The 21,061-nt window shown below is 67.0% G+C and carries 17 protein-coding genes; 5 read left to right on the top strand and 12 right to left on the bottom strand.

Annotated features, from left to right (window positions below):
• Nucleotides 1-3: 3 nt before the first annotated feature.
• The 3 genes from RR928_RS13200 to RR928_RS13190 all read right to left on the bottom strand — a co-directional run bounded on the left by RR928_RS13200 (nucleotide 4) and on the right by RR928_RS13190 (nucleotide 2,791).
• On the bottom strand, nucleotides 4-1,287 hold the full coding sequence (locus tag RR928_RS13200; protein ID WP_332534186.1) for a M20/M25/M40 family metallo-hydrolase: 1,284 nt from the start codon (nucleotides 1,285-1,287) through the stop codon (nucleotides 4-6).
• Between the two features lie 51 nt (nucleotides 1,288-1,338).
• The gene (locus tag RR928_RS13195) at nucleotides 1,339-2,148 is read right to left on the bottom strand and encodes an SDR family oxidoreductase (protein WP_332682852.1); all 810 of its coding nucleotides are present in this window, start codon (nucleotides 2,146-2,148) and stop codon (nucleotides 1,339-1,341) included.
• Nucleotides 2,149-2,224: 76 nt separating this feature from the next.
• Nucleotides 2,225-2,791 (bottom strand): TetR/AcrR family transcriptional regulator, encoded by a 567-nt coding sequence (locus tag RR928_RS13190; RefSeq protein ID WP_332534184.1) that lies wholly within the window; start codon nucleotides 2,789-2,791, stop codon nucleotides 2,225-2,227.
• A gap of 210 nt (nucleotides 2,792-3,001) precedes the next feature.
• Between RR928_RS13190 and RR928_RS13185 the strand changes: the two genes are divergently transcribed.
• On the top strand, nucleotides 3,002-4,147 hold the full coding sequence (locus RR928_RS13185) for an efflux RND transporter periplasmic adaptor subunit (RefSeq protein WP_442881431.1): 1,146 nt from the start codon (nucleotides 3,002-3,004) through the stop codon (nucleotides 4,145-4,147).
• Between the two features lie 36 nt (nucleotides 4,148-4,183).
• Nucleotides 4,184-7,336, top strand: coding sequence for an efflux RND transporter permease subunit (locus RR928_RS13180; protein ID WP_332682849.1), 3,153 nt, complete (start codon nucleotides 4,184-4,186; stop codon nucleotides 7,334-7,336).
• Between the two features lie 36 nt (nucleotides 7,337-7,372).
• Here RR928_RS13180 and RR928_RS13175 read toward each other — a convergent pair whose 3' ends face one another.
• The 4 genes from RR928_RS13175 to hrpA form a co-directional block, all read right to left on the bottom strand.
• Nucleotides 7,373-8,380 carry a Bug family tripartite tricarboxylate transporter substrate binding protein gene (locus RR928_RS13175; RefSeq protein ID WP_332534181.1) on the bottom strand — a complete coding sequence of 336 codons (1,008 nt, stop codon included), beginning with the start codon at nucleotides 8,378-8,380 and terminating at the stop codon, nucleotides 7,373-7,375.
• Between the two features lie 74 nt (nucleotides 8,381-8,454).
• Complete coding sequence (locus tag RR928_RS13170) at nucleotides 8,455-10,146, bottom strand: long-chain fatty acid--CoA ligase (RefSeq protein WP_332682847.1); 1,692 nt, start codon at nucleotides 10,144-10,146, stop codon at nucleotides 8,455-8,457.
• Nucleotides 10,147-10,269: 123 nt separating this feature from the next.
• Entirely contained in the window at nucleotides 10,270-10,833 is a 564-nt protein-coding gene (locus RR928_RS13165) for a hypothetical protein (protein WP_442881913.1), read from the bottom strand.
• Between the two features lie 140 nt (nucleotides 10,834-10,973).
• Nucleotides 10,974-14,969 carry an ATP-dependent RNA helicase HrpA gene (hrpA, locus tag RR928_RS13160; protein ID WP_442881914.1) on the bottom strand — a complete coding sequence of 1,332 codons (3,996 nt, stop codon included), beginning with the start codon at nucleotides 14,967-14,969 and terminating at the stop codon, nucleotides 10,974-10,976.
• A gap of 298 nt (nucleotides 14,970-15,267) precedes the next feature.
• Here hrpA and argA point away from each other — a divergent pair, with 298 nt between their 5' ends.
• Both argA and RR928_RS13150 read left to right on the top strand, forming a co-directional pair.
• On the top strand, nucleotides 15,268-16,614 hold the full coding sequence (gene argA / locus RR928_RS13155; RefSeq protein WP_213299433.1) for an amino-acid N-acetyltransferase: 1,347 nt from the start codon (nucleotides 15,268-15,270) through the stop codon (nucleotides 16,612-16,614).
• A gap of 87 nt (nucleotides 16,615-16,701) precedes the next feature.
• On the top strand, nucleotides 16,702-17,364 hold the full coding sequence (locus RR928_RS13150) for a glutathione S-transferase (protein WP_332540178.1): 663 nt from the start codon (nucleotides 16,702-16,704) through the stop codon (nucleotides 17,362-17,364).
• 3 nt (nucleotides 17,365-17,367) lie between these two features.
• Here RR928_RS13150 and RR928_RS13145 read toward each other — a convergent pair whose 3' ends face one another.
• The 5 genes from RR928_RS13145 to RR928_RS13125 form a co-directional block, all read right to left on the bottom strand.
• Complete coding sequence (locus RR928_RS13145; RefSeq protein WP_332540177.1) at nucleotides 17,368-17,925, bottom strand: pseudouridine synthase; 558 nt, start codon at nucleotides 17,923-17,925, stop codon at nucleotides 17,368-17,370.
• Nucleotides 17,926-17,999: 74 nt separating this feature from the next.
• Nucleotides 18,000-18,938, bottom strand: coding sequence for a CysB family HTH-type transcriptional regulator (locus RR928_RS13140; protein WP_332540175.1), 939 nt, complete (start codon nucleotides 18,936-18,938; stop codon nucleotides 18,000-18,002).
• A 94-nt stretch (nucleotides 18,939-19,032) separates the two neighbouring features.
• The gene (locus RR928_RS13135) at nucleotides 19,033-19,443 is read right to left on the bottom strand and encodes a VOC family protein (RefSeq protein ID WP_332540174.1); all 411 of its coding nucleotides are present in this window, start codon (nucleotides 19,441-19,443) and stop codon (nucleotides 19,033-19,035) included.
• Entirely contained in the window at nucleotides 19,440-19,628 is a 189-nt protein-coding gene (locus RR928_RS13130) for a hypothetical protein (RefSeq protein ID WP_332540172.1), read from the bottom strand. Before RR928_RS13130 ends, RR928_RS13135 begins: the two co-directional genes overlap by 4 nt.
• Nucleotides 19,629-19,672: 44 nt before the next feature.
• Nucleotides 19,673-20,695 (bottom strand): sulfate ABC transporter substrate-binding protein, encoded by a 1,023-nt coding sequence (locus RR928_RS13125; protein WP_332540171.1) that lies wholly within the window; start codon nucleotides 20,693-20,695, stop codon nucleotides 19,673-19,675.
• A 138-nt stretch (nucleotides 20,696-20,833) separates the two neighbouring features.
• On the opposite strand from RR928_RS13125, the gene RR928_RS13120 reads away from it, so the two are divergent.
• The coding region (locus tag RR928_RS13120) for an oxidative damage protection protein (RefSeq protein WP_332682840.1) at nucleotides 20,834-21,061 on the top strand (228 nt) is incomplete at its 3' end.

The following is a 21,061-nucleotide window of genomic DNA, read 5'->3' as shown; positions in this document are numbered from 1 at the left end:
GCGTTACTGGAGCTTGCCGCTGGACAGGTCCATGACCATGCGCGTGGCCAGATACAGGCGCGGCACGATGGTGTTGATGAGCACGTATTCGGCGTCGTTGGAATGCGCGCCGAAGCTCGACAGGCCCATGCCCTCGACCACCGCGCCGCGGGTCTTGAGCCCGGCAAACGCGGCGTCGGTGCCGCCGCCCGTGGCTTCGGCCACCACGGTCAGCGGCAGGCCGATTTCCTGGTAGATCAGTTTGCCGTGCTCGGCCACGCGGCGCGAGGTCTCGGTGGCTTCCAGCGGCGGGCGGCGCACTTCGAACTTCACCTGCACCTTGGATTCGGGCAGCAGCTTGCTCTGCACCTTGGACTGCAGCTGCTTGTCGAGCGCGTCGAAGTCGGAGACCTTGAGCGCGCGGGCATCGGCCTGGGCCTTGGCCTGGGCGGGCACCACGTTGCGGTTGGTGCCGGCGCTGGCCACGGTCCAGTTGAGCTTCAGGCCCTGCTCGGGCTTGGACAGCTCCTTCATCTGCAGCAGCTGGTGCGACAGCTCGTAAAGCGCGTTCACGCCCTTCTCGGGCGAGGCGCCCGCGTGCGAGGCCTTGCCGTCCACCGTGAGGTAGGCCGCGCCAATGCCGCTGGTCGCCAGGCGCAGCGAACCCGTGGCGCCGCCGCCTTCAAACGAGAACACCGCGTCCTGCTCGGCCGCAATCCGCGTGATGGTGCCGCGCGCGCCGGGCGAGCTGATTTCCTCGTCGCCGTTGATCAGCACCGTGAGCGTGCCGTAGTCCTTGAAGCCCAGCTTTTGCAGCATGCCCACGGTATGGATGATGGTCGCCACGCCCTGCTTGTCGTCGCCTATGCCCAGGCCGTAGGCCTTGTCGCCATCGATGCGAAACGGCTGGTCCTTGAGCATGCCCTTGAGATAGACGGTGTCCATGTGGGCAATGAACATGATCTTCTTCGTGCCCTGGCCCTGGAAGGTGGCATGCACCACGGGGCCGACTTTTTCGGGCGTGTCGTCGAGGCGGTAGATGTCGGTCGGCCGCAGGATCTCCACCTTGCCGCCGCGCTGCTGCAGCTGGCTGGCGATCAGCGCCGCGATCTTGTCCAGGCCTTCGAGGTCCTTGCTGCCCGACTCGATGTGCACCAGATCGCGCAGCGTGTCGAGCAGCGGCTGCTGCTCCTGCTGGGCCAGGGCGTGCACCGCGGCATGGGGGGCTGACGGCGACTGTGCCTGCGCCAGCGTGGCGACCAGCGCCAGCGATGCGATGACGGGAGCGGCGAACAAACGAATTGACATGGATGGAACCCTTGCGCTATGGATGGGAAAAAGGAACTGCCAACCGCCAGATTACTCCACCTGCACCGGTGTTGCCGCCGAGCCCGCAAGCAGCCCGCCGTCGATGTTGAACTCGCTGCCGGTGATGTAGGTGGCATCGTCCGACGCCAGCAGCAAGGCCATGGCCGCGACTTCCTCGGGCAGGCCGAAGCGGCGCAGCGGCGTGTCCTGCACCAGCGCCGCCATGCGCGCCTCGCGGTCCGCGCCCGTGCCGAGCATGGGCTCCCAGATGGGCGTGAGAATCGCCGCCGGGTGGATGGAGTTGCAGCGCACCTTCAGCCCCTGCTCGGCGCAGTACAGCGCCACGGTCTTGCTGTGGTTGCGCACCGCGGCCTTGGACGAGGCATAGGCCGCGGCCCCGGGAATGCCCACCAGGCCCGAGCGCGAGGAGATATTGATGATGGCGCCTATGCCATGGCCGCGCATGGCGCGTATCGCGTATTTGCAGCCCAGGAACACGCCGTCGAGATTGGTGCGGTGCACGGCCTGCCAGTCCGCAAGGCTGGCGTTTTCCGGGTCATGCGCGACCGCGCCCTGCTCGAAACCCGTGATGCCGGCGTTGTTCACCAGCACGTCGAGCCGACCGCGCTCGAGCAGCGCCTGGCCCGTCACGCGCTGCCAGTCGTCCTCGCTGCGCACATCGAGCGGCACATAGCGCGCCTGCTCGCCCAGCGCCTGCGCCACGCGCAGGCCGAGTTCGTCGTTGATGTCGGTGACATAGACAAAGCCGCCTTCCTGCACGAAAGCGCGGGCGATGGCCGCGCCTATACCCTGGGCAGCGCCGGTGATGATGGCGGTCTTGGAAGCGAGTTTCTGGGTCATGGGGCAGCAGCGCAGCCGCAAGGCGCGCTAAATGGGGATCTCCCAGTCTACGCGTTGACCCGGCGCGGCGCGGCAATCACTTTGCCGGCGCCGCCACGCCGCGCAGGAACACCTGCTCGACCATGTCCGGCACGGCCGCCCGCGCCACCCGGCCGCGGCGCTCGGCGTCGAGCAGACCTATGACCATGGAAAACAGGGTTTCGGTCAGCGCCGCGGCGCTGATGTCGATGCGAAAAGCGCCTTCCTGCTGACCGCGCAGAAAGAACGCATCGACCGCCGCATCGAAAGCCGCCCAGGTCGCAACCGCGCGCGGGTCCTGCATGGAATCCGGCTTCCAGTAATAGGTCAGGAACGCCGTCAGTTCCTTGTGCCGCAGCTGGCCCTGTATCAGGCGGCGCAAGGCCTGCTCAGCCGGGCCCTGGTGCAGTTCGGCTTCATCGATGGAGCGGCGCAGCTGGCTGGCACTGTGCTCGAACAGGCGTTCGATCAACTGGTCGCGGGTCTTGCAGAACCGATAGAGCGTGGCCTTGCTCACGCCTATGGCCTTGGCCAGCTCCTGCAAGGTGGCTCGCGGGTGGTTCACCATCGCCAGGGCCAGGGCCGCCAACGTCTTCTCGTCTTCCACGGCAGCAAGCGCATTCATCGGTGGACTCCCCTCTGGTGACGTCTGTCGGCACCGTCAGGGACGACAGATGTCGTGATTCAAATAGCCTTTATTTTAATCGATTCACATTGCTGACATTGAAATTGCAGTCACCAAAGATCAAATGAATCACTTGTGATTCATTTGAAACTGTGAAACACTATGTGACTCGCGCAGACATCAATGCGCATCAATCACCAGGGGTTTGAGATGGGCAAGGGTCGCGTGGCGCCGCTCGCAGCAGGCGTGGCTGCAATGGTTTTGTTGAGCGGCTGCAGCCGTGGCGTACCGGAGCCGGCCGAGATGCCTGCGCCCCAGGTGGAGACGATTTCGGTGCAGCCGCGGGCGCTGGACATGAGCGAGGAATATCCCGGGCGCATCACGGCGGCGCGCGTGGCCGAGGTGCGCGCGCGCGTGGCCGGCATCGTGCTGAGCCGCCATTTCGAGGAAGGCGCCGACGTCAAGGCCGGCCAGCTGCTGTTTCGCATAGACCCCGCGCCCCTGGCCGCCGCCCTGCGCCGCGCCCAGGGCGAGCTGGCGCGCACCGAAGCCGCGCTGACCGAGGCCCAGGCCGTGTTCAGACGCTACGAACCGCTGGTCAAGATGGCGGCCATCAGCCAGCAGGATTTCGACGCCGCCAGCGCCGCGTTCAAGCGCGCCCAGGCGGCGCGGCTGTCGGCGCTGGCCGATGTCGAGAGCGCGCAGCTGAGCCTGGGCTACGCCAGCGTCAAGGCGCCGATCTCGGGCCGCATAGGCCGCTCGCTGGTCAGCGAGGGCGCGCTCGTGGGCCAGGGCGAGGCGACGGCGCTGGCCACCATCCAGCAGCTGCATCCCATCTATGCCGACTTCACGCAGCCCGTGGCCCAGGCTTTGCGCCTGCGCGACGCCGCCGCCCCGGCAGCGCGCGCGTCCGCGCATGCCGGCCGCGTCAGCGTCACGGTCGAGGGCACGGACAAGGTGCGCGCGGGCCGGCTGAAGTTCTCCGACATCGCGGTGGACCCCACCAGCGGGCAGATCCTGGTGCGCGGCGAATTCGCCAACCCCGACGGCCTGCTGCTGCCCGGCATGTACGTGCGCGTCACCACCCACCAGGGCGTGAACCCCCAGGCCGTGCTGGTGCCGCAGCGCGCGGTCAAGCGCAGCACCGACAACAAACCCCAGGTGCTGGTGGTCGACGAAGCCGGCGCCGCCGCCGTGCGGCTGGTGAAGACCGGCGCGATGTACGGCCCGGACTGGCTGATCACCGAAGGCCTGCAGGCCGGCGAGCGGGTGATTGTCGGCGGGCCGGCCGTGAACCCCGGCGACAAGGTGACATGGGCCCAGCCGCAGGCCGCGCCCGCCGACGCGGGCAAATAAGGCGCCTGCGCGCGCCAGGATTCCCAAGGACAGACAATGCCCAATTTCTTCATTGGCCGGCCCAACTTTGCCTGGGTCGTGGCCATTTTCATCACGCTGGCCGGCGTGCTGGCGATACCGTCTTTGCCGGTGTCGCAGTTTCCGGTGGTCGCTCCGCCGCAGATCTCCATCTTCGCCACCTACCCCGGCGCTTCGGCTGCCACGCTGGTCGATTCGGTCACCAGCGTGATCGAGGAGGAGCTCAACGGCGCGACCCGTCTGATGTACTTCGCCTCATCGAGCAGCTCGGATGGCACGGCCGAAATCACCGCCACCTTCGAGCCCGGCACCGATCCCAATCTGGCCCAGGTCGACGTGCAGAACCGGCTCAAGAAGGCCGAAGCGCGCCTGCCCGCGGCTGTGACCCAGCAGGGGCTGCAGGTCGATCAGGCGAATGCCGGCTTTCTGATCATCTACGCCCTGACCTACAAGGGCGATGACAGCCACAAGGACGTGGTCGGCCTGTCCGACTACGCGGCGCGCAGCATCAACAACGAGCTCAGGCGCCTGCCGGGCGTGGGCAAGCTGCAGTTCTTCAGCTCGGAAGCCGCAATGCGGATCTGGATCGATCCGCAGAAGCTGCTGGGCTATGGCTTGTCGGTCGAGGATGTGAACCGCGCGATTGCCGCGCAGAACGTTCCCGTGCCCGCGGGCAGTTTCGGCAGCCGGCCAGGCTCGCCCGAGCAGGAACTCACGGCAACGATTGCCGTCAAGGGCATGCTGGAGACGCCGCAGGAGTTCGAGCGCATCGTGCTGCGCGCCAATGTCGACGGCTCCACCGTGCGCCTGGCCGATGTGGCGCGGCTGGAGATCGGTCGCCAGGACTACAGCTTCGACACCACGCTGGACGGCAAGAAGGCGGTGTCCGCTGCCGTGCAGCTTGCCCCGGGCGCCAATGCCATCAAGACCGCCAAGGCGGTGCGCGCGCGCCTGCAGGAGCTGTCGGCGGCCTTCCCCGCCGATGTCGAGTACTCCATTCCCTACGACACCTCGCTGTTTGTCGAGGTGGCGATTGAAAAGGTGATCCACACGCTGATCGAAGCCGTGGTGCTGGTGTTCCTGGTGATGTTCCTGTTCCTGCAGAACCTGCGCTACACGCTGATTCCCACCATTGTCGTACCGGTGTGCCTGCTGGGCACGTTCGCCGTGATGTCGGTGCTCGGCTTCTCGGTCAACATGATGACCATGTTCGGCATGGTGCTGGCCATAGGCATTCTGGTCGACGACGCCATCGTGGTGGTGGAAAACGTCGAGCGCATCATGGCCGAGGAAGGCCTGTCGCCGCGCGCGGCCACCATCAAGGCCATGGAGCAGGTCAGCGGCGCGATTGTCGGCATCACGCTGGTGCTGGCGGCGGTGTTCCTGCCGCTGGCGTTCATGAGCGGCTCGGTGGGCGTGATCTACCAGCAGTTCTCGCTGTCGCTGGCGGTGTCCATCATGTTCTCCGGCTTCCTGGCGCTGACGCTGACGCCCGCGCTGTGCGCCACGCTGCTCAGGCCCATCCCCCAGGGACAGCACGCCGAGAAGAAAGGCTTCTTCGGCTGGTTCAACCGCCTCTTCGCGCGCCTGAGCGAGCGCTTCGAGGCGCTCAACCACCAACTGCTGCGCAGGACCGGACGCTACATGCTGGTCTACCTGGCCCTTGTGGCGGTGCTGGCCGTGCTGTATGCGCGCCTGCCCGAGTCGTTCGTGCCCACCGAAGACCAGGGCACGCTGATTGTCGACATGCAATTGCCGCCGGGCGCGACGCATCTGCGCACGCAGGCGCTGGTCGACGACGTGGAGCAATACCTGCTGTCGCGCGCCGGCGTGGATTCGGCGTTCTCGGTGCTGGGCTTCAGTTTCTCGGGCAGCGGCCAGAACGCGGCCATTGCGTTTCCCACGCTCAAGGACTGGTCGCAGCGCGGCGCCGGCCAGTCGGCCATGGATGAAGTCGCGGCCTTGAACGTGCGCTTTGCCAGCGTTTCCGACGGCACCGTGATGGCGGTCTCGCCGCCGCCCATCGAAGGCCTGGGCAACTCGGGCGGCTTTTCGCTGCGCCTGCAGGACCGCGCCGGCCTGGGCCGCGCGGCGCTGACCGCTGCGCGCGACAAGCTGCTGCAGAGGGCCAGCAGCTCGCCCGTGATTGCCTACGCCATGATGGAAGGCCTGCAGGACGCGCCCCAGCTGCGGCTGGACGTGGACCGCGACAAGGCCCAGGCGCTGGGCGTGAACTTCGATGCCGTGCGCTCGGCAATCTCCACCGCCTACGGTTCGGCGACGATCAACGACTTCGCCAACGCGGGTCGGCTGCAGCGCGTGGTCGTGCAGGCCGATGTGAGCAGCCGCATGACGCCGGAAAAAGTGCTGGAACTCAACGTCCCCAACCGCGACGGCAAGCTGGTGCCGCTCAAGTCCTTTGTCACCCCGCGCTGGGAAAGCGGCGCGGTGCAGATCTCGCGCTACAACGGCTATCCGGCGTTCAACATCGGCGGCGACGCCGCGCCCGGCCACAGCACGGGCGAGGCCATGGCCGAGCTCGAGCGCATGATGGGCGAATTGCCCCCGGGAATCGGCTACGAATGGACGGGACTGTCGCACCAGGAAAAGCTTGCCGGCGCGCAGGCGCCCTTTCTCTTCACGCTGGCCATCCTGGTGGTGTTCCTGCTGCTGGTGGCGCTCTACGAGAGCTGGTCCATACCGGCTTCGGTGATGCTGATCGTGCCGATTGGCGCCCTGGGCTCGGTGCTGGCGGTCAGCATTCTGGGCATGTCCAATGACGTTTACTTCAAGGTGGGGCTGATCACCGTCATCGGCCTGGCGGCAAAGAACGCGATTCTGATCGTCGAGTTCGCCAAGGACCTGATGGCCCAGGGCCAGCCGCTGGTCGATGCCGCGCTGCGCGCCGCGCGCCTGCGCTTTCGGCCCATCGTCATGACTTCGCTGGCCTTCATTCTGGGCGTGCTGCCCTTGGTCATGGCCTCGGGCGCGGGCGCCGCCAGCCAGCGCTCGATAGGCACCGGCGTCATCGGCGGGATGCTCAGCGCCACGCTGCTGGGCGTGGTCTTCGTTCCCGTCTTCTTTGTCTGGGTGCTGTCGCTGACCCGCCGCAGGAAGCCGCAGGTCAACGCCACCCCACAGGCCGGCGAACCGGCCTGCCCGGCAAAGTGAGGAACTTCAAGTTCCCGGCGGCGCGCTGACGCGGCCTCAGTCGAGCTGCACGTTGGCCGCCGCGACCAGCGCCTTCCAGGCCGGCGCGTCGCGCTGGTAGGCGGCGCGAAACGCCTGCGGCGTGCCCATCACCGCGAGGCCACCCGTGTTGACCAGCTGCTCCTGCACCTTGGGGTCCTGCGCCAGCTCCTTGACCAGGCTGGAGAGCTGGGCGACGACATCCGCGGGAATGCCCGCGGGCGCGCCCATGCCTATCCAGCCGACCACCGAATAGGCGGAGTCGGTCAGTCCCTGCTCGTGCAGGGTCGCGACCTTGGGCAAGGTAGGCGCGCGCTCGCGGCCCACGAGGCCTATGGCCTTGAGCCGGCCGGCGTCGACAAAAGGTTTGGCGCCGGCCACGCCGGCAAAGCACAGCTGCAGCTGCCCGCCCAGCAGGTCCTGCAGCATGGGTGCCTCGCCCTTGTAGGCCACATGGGTCATGTCGGAGCCCGTCATCTTGCTCAGATAGGCGCCTACCAGATGCGCCTGCGATCCCTGGCCCCAGGAGCCATAGGACAGCTTGCCCTGGTTGGCCTTGACGTACGCCAGCAGCTCCTGCATGTTGTTGGCCGGCACCGAGGGGTGGACCACCAGCACGATGGGCGCGGTCGCGATCTGGGTGATGAGTTCCAGGTCCTTTTCGGGGTTGTAGGGCAGTTTGGAGTAGAGAAACTGGTTGACCATCATCGAGGTCGACAGCGACACCAGCAGCGTATGGCCGTCGGCCGGCGCGCGCGCCACGGCGTCGGTGCCGAGAATGCCGGACGCGCCGCCGCGGTTGTCGACCAGCACCGGCTTGCCCAGCCGCTTGCTCATGCCGTCGGCCAGCGTGCGCGCGACGACATCGGTGCTGCCGCCCGCGTTGTAGGGCACGATGATGCGTATCGGCTTGGACGGCCAGGCGGCCTTGCTGCCCTGTGCCTGGGCGCTGCCCAGCACGCCGGCGCCGGTCCAGGCGGCCGCGCCTTGCAGCAGCCTGCGGCGGCTCAATGGGGGAACATTCATGGCGAAATCCTGAGAGTGCGAAGTCATGCGTAAAGCCTAAAAACCCGGAATTGATCGAATCGGAGCCGGCGCCTTCACGCCGCGGCTTCGCGTTCCTGCAGCACGCGCCACATCACCTTGCCGCTGCCGCTCTTGGGCAGCGCATCGACAAACACCAGCTGGCGCGGCGCCTTGTAGCTGGCCATGTGTTCGCGGCACCAGTCGAGGATTTCCTGTTCGCCGACCTGGCCCCTGTGCGTGGCGCGCAGCACGACCACGGCCTTGACGGTCTCGCCGCGGTAGCTGTCGCGCGCCGAGATCACGCAGGCTTCCTGCACCGCCGGGTGCTTGAACATCAGCGCCTCGACTTCGGCCGGCCAGACCTTGAAGCCGCTGGCATTGATCATGCGCTTGAGGCGGTCGGTGATGAAGAAGTAGCCGTCTTCGTCGATGCGGCCCAGGTCGCCCGAGCGGAAAAAGCGCTTGCCTTCGATCTCGATGAACGCCGCCGCCGTGGCTTCGGGGCATTTCCAGTAGCCGGCAAACACTTCGGGGCCGTGGATCACGATCTCGCCCTGCTCGCCCTGCGGCACTTCCTGCAGCGTATCGGGGTCGATCACGCGCGCGTCGGTGCTCATGAAAGGAATGCCCAGGCACTGCTGCTTGGGGCGGTCGGGCGGATTGCTGTGCGAAGGCGCGGCGGTTTCGGTCAGGCCATAGCCTTCGATGTAGCGCAGGCCGAACTGGTCGAGCAGGCGCTGGGCCACGGCCTGGGGCATGGCCGCGCCGCCGCCGCCGATGTGGCGCAGGCTCGTGAGGTCGTACTGGTCGAAGTGGGGGCTGGCCATCAGGTCGATGACCATGGTCGGGATATTGGTCCAGCTCGTGACCTGGTAGCGCGAGATCAGCCGGCCGGCAAGCTCGCGCTCCCAGCGCGGCATGATGACCAGCGTCGCACCCAGGCAGATGCAGGTGTGCAGCATGGACACCAGGCCCGTGATGTGGAACATCGGCACCACGCCCAGCACCACCTGCTCGCTGGTCGCATTGCTCCAGAAGCCCGAAGCCACGGCGTTGTGCATGATGGAGCGGTGGGTGTGCATGCAGCCCTTGGGCAGTCCCGTGGTGCCGCTGGTGTACGGCAGCACGCACAGATCGTCGGCGCCCACGGTATGCGCCGAAGCCATGGCCGTGCAGGCCAGCGCCTCGTCCCAGGGGTGGACCTGGCCTTGCGCCAGGGCCGGCAAAGGGTGGCGCGTGAGCAGCCATTCGCGCCATTGTTCGGGCGGCGCGTCGGGGCCTTGCACATCGGCATCGAAGGCATCGCTGAACTGCGTGACCACCAGATGCTGCAGTCCGCTGCCCGCGGGCAAGGCATTGCTGGCCTTGGCGAGTTCGCCGGCCAGATCGCCGCTGGTCAGCGCGACCTTGGCGTCGGGATCGATGATGTAGTGCTGCAACTCGTCGGCGCGGTTCATGGGGTTGACCGGCACCACGACTGCGTTGGCACGCATGATCGCGTAATGCGCAATGACCAGCTGCGGCGAGTTCTGCATCAGCACGACCACGCGGTCGCCCCGGCCCACGCCCAGGCTTTGCAGATAGGCCGCGACGCGCTCCACGTCCGCGGCCAGCGCGCCGTAGGTCAGGTGGCGGCCAAAGAATACCAGCGCGGTCTTGTCGGGATAGCGCCGCGCACTGACGGCCAGGTTGTCCCATACCGACGTGGCGGGAACGGTGATCGAATGGGGCAGCCGGGCGGGCCAGAAAGCGTGATGAGGGCGCATGGATGTTGCTCGCTATGAAATCAACAGCCAGACTAGGCCAGCGCGCCGGCGCTGGCACTAGGCACAAGACCTAGGTACGGGTCACCTGCGCGACGCTGACACGGCCGCAACCCCGCCGAAAACTCAAGCGCGCGACGCCGCGTCTCCAGGCGCGGCGCCGGCCGTCGCCCGGTCACCGCGCACATGGGCGGCGATGCGCGCGAACTCCGCCGCGGGCGCGCCGGCGACGCAGGCGCGCACATGGTCCTCCCACATCTGGCCCTGCTGCTCGACCTGGGCCTGAAGAAAAGTGTCGTGCATCACCTGCGCATCGCTGCAGCGCGCATACGCATAGGGGTTGTGCCCGCCGCACAGCTGGCGCAGCTGCAACCAGAACGCCTGGCGCGTCACGGCCTGGCCTTGCACGCGCTGCCACTGGTGCAGCAGTTCGTGCGCAAAAACGCCCGCGATCTGCGGCTGCGCCAGGCGCAGCGGCTGGCGCGGATCGCCGGCCACAAAGCAGCTGCGCGGCATGGAGATGCGCCCGCCGTTGAACGACAGCGCGCGCCGCGTGTCGCCCACGCGGCGCAGGTAGATGCGCAGCCCGGGCAGCTGCGCATCGAGCGTGGCGCCGAAATGCCGGCGCACGAAAGCGCGCTCCAGCGGCAGCAGCGGACGGCGCCAGAACCAGTCCACCATCGCGCTCATTGTGTTCGGTTACTCAAGGTGCTCTCCAAACCCTCTGCCCATGAAACCGGCGTGCCCCGACAAGGGGGCAGCGAGGAAGGGTCGCCCCGCACCGAGGCTGCCGTCCCCCTGGGGGGAAGCGGCGTAGCCGCTCAGGGGGGTCATTTCTGCATCTGCGCCCAGAGCTTGTCCAGGCGCTTGACGCTCACCGGGTAAGGCGTGCGCAGTTCCTGGGCGAAGAAGCCCACGCGCAACTCTTCGAGCATCCAGCGGTATTCCTGCATGCGCGCATCGACCTGGCCCTTGCGGTCGGCAACCAGGCGCCAGTAGCGCTGCTCGTGCGGGCGCAGCTCGGCCAGGCGCGCGGCGTCGCGCGCGGGATCGGCGCGCCACTTGTCCAGGCGCAGCGTGATGGCCTTGAGGTAGCGCGGGAAATGCGCCAGCTGCGTCCAGGGCGCGGCGGCAATGAACTGCTTGGGCATGAGCTTTTGCAGCTGCTGCAGCGCGTCGGCCGTGGCCTCGGGCGCATTTTTCGTGTCCTTGATCTTGCGCGCCGCAGCCGTGTACTCGACCAGGATCGCGCCCGCCAGCCGCGCGACTTCGTTGGCGATCAAGGTCAGCCGGCCGCGCCCGTCCTGCACGCGCTGCGTGAATTCCGCGGCGTTGGTGGGCAGGGGATCGAGCACGAAAGCCCGGTCCAGCGCGACATCGATGATCTGCTGGCGCAGCTCCTCCTGCGTGCCCAGCGGCATGAAGGCCACGGCCATTTTCTGCAGGTCGGGAATGTTCTTTTCCAGGTACTTGAGCGCGTCCTTGATCTGCAGCGCGAACAGCCGGCGCAGGCCAGCGCGGTGCTTGGCGGCCGCGACTTCGGGCTCGTCGAAGACTTCGATGCCGACGGCATCGCCGTGGTCTATCAGCGCCGGAAAGCCCACCAGCGACTGCGCGCCCTGGCGGATTTCCATCAGCTCGGGCAGCGTGCCGAAGCTCCATTGCGTGTAGCGCTGGCCGGCCGCGGGCGCATCGCTGGCCGGCTTGGCCACGGGCTGTGCCTGGGACTTGCCCGCGGGCGCCGCGGCCTTGGCCGTCGGCTTTGCCGCCGCCGGTGCCGGCGCGGGCGCGCCGTCTTCGAGCACATTGGCCAGCTTCATTCCGGCCAGCGCCTGGAACGCGCCGCGCGCCTTGGCGCCGAGCTGGGCCTTGAGCGCGCCCAGGTTGCGGCCCTGGCCCAGCTGGCGGCCATGCTCGTCGGTCACGCGGAAGTTCATGAACAGATGCGGGCTCAGCATGTCGAGCTTGAAATCGGCGCGCTTGATGTCCAGCGAGGTTTCATCGCGCGCCTGCTTGAGCAGCGCGTCGACCAGCCCGCCCTGCACGAAGCGTTCGGGCGCGCACAGCAGCTCGGCCAGGCGCTGCGCGTTCTCGGGCAGCGGCACGAAGCGGCTGCGCGGACGCTGGGGCAGGCTCTTGAGCAGCGCCTGGATCTTGTCCTTGAGCATGCCCGGCACCAGCCATTCGGCGCGCTCCTCGCTGACCTGGTTGAGCACGAACAGCGGCACCGTGACGGTGACGCCGTCGCGCGCGTCGCCCGGCGAATGCAGGTACTGGGCCGCGCAGTCGACGCCGCCGAGCTTGATGACCTTGGGAAACGCCTGGGTGGTGATGCCCGCGGCCTCGTGGCGCATGAGTTCGTCGCGCGTGAGGCGCAGCAGGTCGCTGTTCTCGCGGCTCGCGGTCTGGAACCAGCGCTCGAAGGTGGCGCCGCTGAACACGCCCTGCGGCAGCTGCTGGTCATAGAAGGCGTAGATCAGCTCGTCGTCGACCAGCACGTCCTGGCGGCGCGACTTGTGCTCCATCTCCTCGATCTTGGCGACCAGCTTGCGGTTGGCCTGCAGGAAAGGCAGGCGCGTGTCCCAGCCGCCGTCGACCAGCGCCTGGCGGATGAACAGCTCGCGCGCCGACTGCGGATCGACCTTGCCGAAGCTGGTGCGTCGGCCGTTGTAGACCACCAGGCCGTACAGCGTCGCGCGCTCGAGCGCGACCACATCGGCGCTTTTCTTTTCCCAGTGCGGGTCGAGCAGCTGTTTCTTCAGCAGATGGGCGCCGACCTCTTCCAGCCACACCGGCTCCACGGCCGCAATGCCGCGGCCGTAAAGCCGCGAAGTCTCGACCAGTTCGGCGGCAACGATCCAGCGGCCGGGCTTCTTGGACAGGTGGGCGCCCGGGTGCGGGTGAAAGCGAATGCCGCGCGCCCCAAGGTAGCTGTCGCTCTCATCGCCCTTGTAGCCCAGGTTGCCCAGCAGGCCCGAAAGCATGGACAGGTGCAGCGCCTCGTAGCCCGCGGGCTGGGTGTTGATCTGCCAGCGCTGCTCCTTGACCACCGTGAGCAGCTGCGAATAGATGTCGCGCCACTCGCGCACGCGGCGGATGTTGATGAAATTCTGCCGCAGCAGCTGTTCCCACTGGCGGTTGCTGATCTTGTGCGAGGCGTCGTCGGCCGGCACGGGCACGCCGGCGTCGGGCTTCCAGGCCGGGGCCGCATCGGCCTGGACCGATGCCTGAGCGCCCGTGCTGCGCTGGGCCACGGGCAGGAAGGCCGCATTGCGCGCCGAGGCCTTGGGCGCGGGCGCGGCCTGGCTGGCCATCTCGCGCCGGCTTTGCGCCACGACCTTGCCGCCGCGCGCGTCCTGCAGCCATTTCCACAGCCGCAGATAGCCGCTGAACTCGCTTTTCTCGTCGTCGAACTTGGCGTGCTGCTGGTCGGCCTGCTGCTGCGCGTCTATGGGCCGGTCGCGCACGTCCTGCACCGACAGCGCCGAGGCGATGACCAGCACTTCGGCGACAGCGCCGCGCGCGCGCGCCTCGAGAATCATGCGGCCCACGCGCGGATCGAGCGGCAGGCGCGACAGCTCCTGGCCCATGGGCGTGATGTCGCCGTGGTCGGTCACCGCGCCGAGCTCGGCCAGCAGCTGGTAGCCGTCGGCAATGGCCCGGCCCGAAGGCGCCTCGAGGAAGGGGAAGTTGACCACGTCGCCCAGGCCCAGCGACTTCATGCGCAGGATCACGCCGGCCAGCGAGCTGCGCAGGATTTCGGGGTCGGTGAACGCCGGGCGCGCGAGGAAATCGGCATCGTCGTACAAACGAATGCAGATGCCGTCGGCCACGCGGCCGCAGCGGCCTGCGCGCTGGTTGGCCGCGGCCTGGCTGATGGGCTCGACCAGCAGCTGCTCGACCTTGCTGCGGAAGCTGTAGCGCTTGACGCGCGCCGTGCCCGCGTCGATCACATAGCGGATTCCGGGCACGGTGAGCGAGGTCTCGGCAACGTTGGTCGCCAGCACGATGCGCCGGCCCGTGTGGCCTTCGAAGATGCGGTCCTGCTCGGCCTGCGACAGCCGCGAGAACAGCGGCAGCACTTCGGCGCCGCGCAGCACGGGCTGGTGCTGCAGATGCTTGCGCAGATGGTCGGCGGCTTCGCGGATTTCGCGCTCGCCCGGCAAAAACACCAGGATGTCGCCGCCGCGCCCGCCGGCCCAGAGCTCGTCGACGCCGTCGGCAATCGCCTCGTTGAGGCCGTAGTCGCGGCTTTCCTCGAACGGCCGGTAGCGCTGCTCGACCGGGAAGGTGCGGCCCGAGACCATGATCACGGGCGCCGGACCGTCGGCGGAGGCGAAATGGCGCGCAAAGCGGTCGGCGTCGATGGTCGCCGAAGTCACGACCACCTTGAGGTCGGGGCGCTTGGGCAGGATCTGGCGCAGATAGCCCAGCAGAAAGTCGATGTTGAGGCTGCGTTCGTGCGCCTCGTCGATGATCAGCGTGTCGTAGGCCTTGAGCAGCGGGTCGGTCTGGGTTTCGGCCAGCAGGATACCGTCGGTCATCAGCTTGACCGTGGTGTCCTTGGACAGCCGGTCCTGGAAGCGCACCTTGTAGCCGACCACGCCGCCCAGCGGCGTCTTGAGCTCCTCGGCAATGCGCTTGGCGACCGAACTGGCGGCAATGCGCCGCGGCTGGGTGTGGCCGATCAGCTTGCCCTGCGTGCCCGCGGGCGCATTGCACTTGCCGCGGCCCAGCGCCAGCGCGATCTTCGGCAGCTGCGTGGTCTTGCCCGAGCCGGTCTCGCCGCAGACAATGATCACCTGGTGCTGCTCCATGGCGCGCATGATCTCCTCGCGCCGCGTGGACACGGGCAGGGAGGCAGGAAAGTCAAGGGTGTACGCGCGCGGCGCGGCAGCGGTCTGCGGATCGGAAAAAGGCATAGCCCGCCATTATCCGCAGCCCGGGCTCCCAGCGCTGGCGGCCCATGATTTATTCCGGGCCGGCGCAGGACTCTGCAGGCGACCGATGCGCGCTGACAACTTCTTCGCCCTGCGCCTCGCAGGATGTCGCGGCGTGCTTATGATGCGACATTTGTCGCCCCGGGCTTGTAGCCCGCCTTCGCCCGCCCCGTCCACGCCGCCCATGTCCACCGTCTTCAACTTCACCTTCGTTCCCTGGTTCCGCTCGGTTGCGCCCTATATCCACAAATTCCGCAACCAGACCTTTGTCGTCGGCATCACGGGCGAAGCCATTGCGGCCGGCAAGCTCACAAGCATCGCCCAGGACCTGGCGATGATCCAGGCGATGGGCGTGCGCATCGTGCTGGTCCACGGTTTCCGTCCCCAGGTCAACGAGCAGCTCCAGGCCAAGGGCCATGCGCCGCAGTATTCGCACGGCATCCGCATCACCGACTCCGTGGCGCTCGACTGTGCACAGGAAGCCGCGGGCCAGCTGCGCTATGAAATCGAAGCGGCGTTCAGCCAGGGCCTGCCCAACACGCCGATGGCCGGCGCCACGGTGCGCGTGCTGTCGGGCAATTTCGTCACCGCACGCCCCGTGGGCATCGTCGACGGCGTCGATTTCAAGCATTCGGGACTGGTGCGCAAGGTCGACGTGAACGCGATACGCCAGACGCTCGACATGGACGCGATGGTGCTGCTGTCGCCGTTCGGCTTCTCGCCCACGGGCGAGGCCTTCAACCTGAACATGGAAGAGGTCGCGACCAGCGTGGCCATAGAGCTCAAGGCCGACAAGCTGATCTTCCTGACCGAAGTGCCCGGCATCCACCAGCACCCGCTCGAGCCCGCGGGCGACGACAACCCCATTGACACCGAGCTGCCGCTGGCCACCGCCCAGTCGCTGCTGGCCCAGCTGCCCGCGCCGCAGCAGCCCACCGACACCGCGTTCTACCTGCAGCACTGCGTCAAGGCCTGCAAGGCCGGCGTCGAGCGCAGCCATATCCTGCCGTTCGCGGTCGACGGCGCGCTGCTGCTCGAAATCTATGTGCACGACGGCATAGGCACCATGGTCATCGACGAGAAGCTCGAAGAGCTGCGCGAAGCCACGGCCGACGATGTCGCGGGCATCGTGCAGCTGATAGAGCCGTTCGAGAACGACGGCACGCTGGTCAAGCGCAGCCGCACCGAGATCGAGCGCGACATCACCAACTACACGCTGATCGAGCACGACGGCGTGATCTTCGGCTGCGCCGCGCTCTACCCCTATCCCAAGGAAAAGACCGCCGAGATGGCGGCCGTGACGGTCTCGCCCAAGAGCCAGGGCACGGGCGACGGCGAGAAGCTGCTCAAGCGCATAGAGCAGCGCGCGCGCAACCAGGGCCTGGAAAGCCTGTTCGTGCTGACCACGCGCACCATGCACTGGTTCATCAAGCGCGGTTTCCAGCCCGTGGATCCGAACTGGCTGCCCGAATCGCGCAAGGCCAAGTACAACTGGGACCGCAAGAGCCAGGTACTGGTCAAAAAGCTCTGAAGCATGTAATGGCCTCGCGCCCGCTTTTACTGCGACGCGGGGCTATCATCGGCACACTTTTTTCCTCGGCCCCATTCACCCCAGCCCATGCCCCTGCCCGTTCTCTACTCCTTTCGCCGCTGCCCCTATGCCATTCGCGCCCGCCTGGCGCTGGCCCATTCGGGCATTGCCTGCGAGCTGCGCGAAGTCAACCTGCGCGCCAAGCCCGAAGCGTTGCTGCAGGCCTCGCCCAAGGGCACGGTGCCGGTGCTGGTGAACGCCGACGGCGTGATCGAGCAAAGCCTGGAAATCATGCTCTGGGCGCTGCGCCAGAACGACCCCGACGGCTGGCTGGCCCCGACCGAAGGCAGCGAAGCCGAGATGCTGGCGCTGATCAATGACCTGGACACGCGCTTCAAGCCCGCGCTCGACCGCTGCAAGTACCCCGAGCGCTACAGCGCCGCCGAAGTCAACGACGCCCAGGCCGAAGCCCTGACCTGGCTCGCGGCGCTGGACGAGCAGCTGACCGACACCGGCTATCTGTTCGGTCTGCACCCGAGTCTTGCCGACATGGCGCTGCGCCCTTTCGTGCGCCAGTTCGCGCGCATCGACGAGGCCCAGTGGGCCGAGCAGCCCTGGCCCGCGCTGCAGGCCTGGCTGCAGCGCTGGATCGATTCCGCGCTGTTTGCCGAAGTGATGGAAACCTACCCCGGCTGGCGCGACGGCGAGACCGGCCAGACCTTCATGGCCCAGGTGTCGGGCGCGCAATAAGCCTCAGAACTGGATGTCGGCGCGGACTATCTCGCGCCATTCGCCGGGCGCGAGCCCGTCCAGGCGCAGATTCGCCATGCTTTGGCGCACCAGGCGCAGCGTGGGATGGCCTATGGCCGCGGTCATCTTGCGCAGCTGGCGATTCTTGCCTTCGACGATGCTCACTTCAAGCCATATGTCCTGCACCGACTTGCGCAGGCGCACGGGCGGCTCGCGCGGCGGCACTTCTGGCTGGGGATCGAGCAGCACGGCCGCGCAGGGCTTGGTCTGGTAATCCTCTATGCGCAGTCCCGCGCGCATGCGCTGCAATGCTTCTTCGCTGGGCACGCGCTCGACCAGCGCCCAGTAGGTCTTGGGCTTTTCATTGCGCGGGTTGAGCAGGCGCTCGATCAGCGGGCCATCATCGGTCAGCAGCAGCAGGCCTTCGGAGTCCTTGTCGAGCCGGCCCGCGGGATAGACACCCTTGGGCAGGCCGAACTCGGCCAGCGAACGCGCGCCGTCCTCGGGCGTGAACTGGGACAGCACGCCATAGGGCTTGTGAAAGAGAAAATAACGGGGCATCGGCAACACTGGAGCACCAGGCGGCGCTCCGTCAGAAAGCAGGACGGCAATTCTCGCCCATGTTTCCTGCCGTGTCAGTCGACGCTGCGCGTGACTTCCAGCGCCTTGGCCACGACATCGCGCGTGAGCGTGGGCACAAAGCTCTCTATGAAGTGGAAGGCATAGCCGCGCAGCCAGGCGCCGCGGCGCAGGCCCAGGCGCGTCAGGTTGACTTCAAACAGGTGACCCGCATCGAGCAGGCGCAGATGGCGGTCGCGCTCGGCGTCCACCGCAATCGAGGCGACGATGCCCACGCCCATGCCCAGCTCCACATAGGTCTTGATCACGTCGGCATCCATCGCCGAGAGCACCACATCGGGCGCCAGGCCTTCGCGCGCAAAGGCTTCGTCGATGTGGGCCCGGCCGGTATAGCCCTGCTCGTAGGTGATGATCGGGTGCTGCACCAGTTGCGCCAGCGTCAGCGGCCCCTCGATGTCCAGCAGCGCATGGCCTGGCGGCACGACGATGCTGTGCGTCCAGCGGTAGCATGGCAGCGTGACCAGTTCGTCATGGGTGCTCAGGGCCTCGGTGGCTACGCCGATGTCGGCTTCGCCGCTGAGCAGCATCTGCGCCACCTGCTGGGGCGAGCCCTGGTGCAGGTGCAGCACGACCTGGGGAAAGCGGCTGCGGAAATCGCGCACCACCTGCGGCAGCGCATAGCGCGCCTGCGAGTGCGTGGCGGCAATCGACAGCCGGCCCTGGTCGCTGGTGCTGAAGTCCAGGCCTGCGCGGCGCAGGTTGTCGGCTTCGAACAGCAGCTTCTCGACGATGGGCATCAGGCTTTCGCCCGGCGGCGTCAGGCCCGTGAGCCGCTTGCCCGCGCGCACGAAGATCTGCACACCGAGTTCTTCTTCGAGCTCGCGGATCTGCCGGCTCACGCCGGGCTGGGAGGTATAGAGCGCCTGCGCGACCTCGGTGAGGTTGAAGCCCCGGCGCACGGTTTCACGCACCGAACGCAATTGCTGGAAATTCATGCCACTGACCTGTTTTTCTTCTGGCGTATGCGGGCCGCAGGAATTGCGGCGTGCGCGCCGCCTGCGCGCATCTTCGAAAGAAATTGCGGCCGGCTCACGCCGCGACCAAGGCGTTTTCCCAGCGCACGAGAGGCTCGACGTCCTGCGGCTCGGCTTCGAGAAACTCGAGCTGATTGCCTGCCGGGTCCTTGAGGTAGAAACGTGCAAAGCCCGCGAGGCCCTGGTTTTCGACCAGCGGCAGCTGCGCGGCCAGCAGGCGCTGGCGCAGCGCGGGCAGATCCTGCACTTCGAACGCCAGGTGCGAGACTGCGGGCAGCGGCTGCCATTGCGCCACACCGACAAGATCGATGCGCTGGCCGCCGGCGACGAAATGCAGGGCCGCGCCTTCGACCTGCTCGCCCGGCAATTCGCTCAGGCCCAGCAGGTCGCGGTAGAAATGCCGCATGGCCGGCGCATTGCCGGCGCGGAATGCGAGCTGCAGATGGTGGACGCCGCGAATGCTCATGCTGCCCCCACCGCCGCCGCGCAGCCGCCGGATCGCGCCAGGCCGCGCAGCGCAATGCGCGGCGCCCGCTTGCGCGAGCGCACTGGCGCAATCAGGTTCCAGCTGGCGGCCGTGATGGCTATCAGCTGCAATGTAGGCGTCAATGGCGCCAGGCCGCGGGCGGCAGGCTTGAGGCAGGTTTTCATGGGGCTCTCCTTGCGGCGCCGACCGGGGCCGGCGCCGTATGCGCTTACTTGCGGGTGTAGATCTGGTCGAAGCTGCCGCCGTCGGCGAAATGCTCCTTGTCGGCCTTGGCCCAGCCGCCAAACGCCTGATCGATGGTCACCAGCGTCAGCTTGGGAAAGGTGCTGGCGAACTGCGCCTTGGCCTTTTCCGAAGTCGGACGGTAGAAGTTGCGCCCGGCAATCTGCTGCGCCTCTTCGGAGTACAGGAACTTGAGGTATTCCTCGGCGACGGCACGCGTGCCGCGCTTGTCGACCACCTTGTCGACCACGGCCACCGAAGGCTCGGCCAGGATGGAGATCGAAGGCACGACGATGTCGAACTTGTCGCGGCCGAATTCCTTGAGCGCGAGGAAAGCTTCGTTTTCCCAGGCCAGCAGCACATCGCCCACGCCGCGCTGCACGAAGGTCATGGTCGAGCCGCGCGCGCCGGTATCCAGCACGGGAACGTTCTGGAACAGCTTGCCGACGAATTCCTTGGCCTTGGGGTCGCCGCCATATTTGCGCTTGGCGAATTCCCAGGCCGCGAGGTAGTTCCAGCGCGCGCCGCCCGAAGTCTTGGGGTTGGGAGTGATCACCTGCACGCCGGGCTTGATCAGATCGTCCCAATCCTTGATGCCCTTGGGGTTGCCCTTCTTCACCAGGAACACGATGGTCGAGCTGTAGGGCGCCGAGTTGTGCGGCAGGCGCTTTTGCCAATCGGCGTTGATCTGGCCGCCGTTCTTGGCGACGGCGTCGATGTCGCCGGCCAGGGCCAGTGTCGCCACATCGGCGTCGATGCCGTCGATGATGGAGCGCGCCTGCTTGCCCGAACCGCCGTGCGACTGCTTGACCGAGACCACCTGACCGGTCTTGGCCTGCCAGTGCTTGGCAAACGCCTGGTTGTACTCGACGTACAGCTCACGCGTGGGATCGTAGGAAACATTGAGCAGTGTCAAGGGCTGGGCCATGGCCGGACCCGCCGTGAGTGCAACGCTGGCAGTCAGCGCGAGCAGGGCTGGAAACTTGATAAAGTGACGGCGAATTGTCATTTGGGTCTCGAATAGGTTGCGGTGAGCGCTTGAACGCTGCTGAACGCATTCTGGAACCGACCCATCAAAACTTAAACCAATAAGATTTCAGTTCGTTATATCCAAAACATCTGAAGTCAGCACAAGGACCTTTTCCCCATGGCACGTACCGTTCACTGCATCAAGCTCGACAAGGAAGCCGAAGGCCTCGATTTCCCGCCCTATCCCGGTGAACTGGGCAAGCGCATCTGGGAAAGCGTGAGCAAGGAAGCCTGGGCCGGATGGCTCAAGCACCAGACCATGCTGGTCAACGAAAACCGCCTCAACCTCGCCGATGCGCGCGCCCGCCAGTACCTGGCACGCCAGATGGAAAACCATTTCTTCGGC

It is taken from the genome of Comamonas sp. (assembly GCF_036666375.1).
In the GTDB taxonomy this organism is placed as follows: Bacteria; Pseudomonadota; Gammaproteobacteria; order Burkholderiales; family Burkholderiaceae_C; genus Comamonas.
The sequence above is the reverse complement of the archived record's forward strand: the minus strand, read 5'-3'. Positions and strand labels throughout refer to the sequence as shown.